Consider the following 439-nt stretch of genomic DNA (forward strand, 5'->3'; position numbering starts at 1 on the left):
GCGTAACGGTTTCGGGGAACAGGAACTGGCAGAGGCCGGTATCGACCCGTCTAACTACTGGAAGGAGTTGAAATGATTTTTCGTGTTGGCGACGCTGTAGGCGTCTATGGCTGTATCTCGGGCGTGGCCCTGAACGATCCGAGCAACATGGAGCCGAATGTGGAGCTTGAGTTCCGGGTCCCGGGTGATCCCGATCGGGGATCGTCTGCGCATCTCGTTTTTCGTGGGCGACCTCACGATGGCAGAAGGCGACAAGATTGCGATCGGGAACATGGCTACGGTCAAGGGTCTGGTTGAGGGCGCGCGACTGAGCCCCGATGGGGATACTGGTGTCGTTACCGTGCAGGCCGTCCACACGCTGTTCGATGTGTCGATGCTCGTCGTGAAGCATGTGCCGATGCCGACCGGGGAGAACACATGAGAGTCGATATTCAGGAAC

At 58.3% G+C, this 439-nt stretch carries 1 protein-coding gene; it reads left to right on the plus strand.

Annotated elements, in window-relative coordinates; translation table 11 throughout:
- The first annotated feature begins 238 nt into the window (after nucleotides 1–238).
- Nucleotides 239–421, plus strand: coding sequence for a hypothetical protein (locus AC1RPR_RS08315; protein WP_281116309.1), 183 nt, complete (start codon nucleotides 239–241; stop codon nucleotides 419–421).
- Nucleotides 422–439: the final 18 nt, after the last annotated feature.

The sequence above is a fragment of the Dellaglioa sp. CoH-57-MRSF-22 genome, from assembly GCF_056781895.1.

Coding starts and splice junctions, on each gene's coding strand:
- AC1RPR_RS08315 (WP_281116309.1), top strand. CDS start 239: ATGGCAGAAGGCGACAAGATTGCGATCGGGAACATGGCTACGGTCAAG.